At 67.6% G+C, this 241-nt stretch carries 1 protein-coding gene; it reads right to left on the reverse strand.

All coding sequences use genetic code 11. The features are described from left to right. The coding region (locus ACL02S_RS24320; RefSeq protein ID WP_412804819.1) for a hypothetical protein at nucleotides 1-241 on the reverse strand (241 nt) is incomplete at both ends.

Consider the following 241-nt stretch of genomic DNA (forward strand, 5'->3'; position numbering starts at 1 on the left):
GCGGGCCATGGCCCACCATTGTGGGCCCATGCCGGTGAACACGAACACCGGTTCGGCTGCCTTGCTGGTCACGGTTCGGTTGATCGGTCCGGTGCCTTCGGTGAAGTCGGTCAGCGCTTGTTGTAGAGCGGTGTTGTCGGTGAAGGGGATTCCGGCGCGGTAGGGGTGGTGGTTGCGGCGGGTCCAGGCCGCTTCGGCCAACCAGCCGGCCTCCGCGCCCGCGGTGAGGCGTTCGGCGAAT

This window comes from Nocardia spongicola, from assembly GCF_047200775.1.
Classification (GTDB): domain Bacteria; phylum Actinomycetota; class Actinomycetes; order Mycobacteriales; family Mycobacteriaceae; genus Nocardia.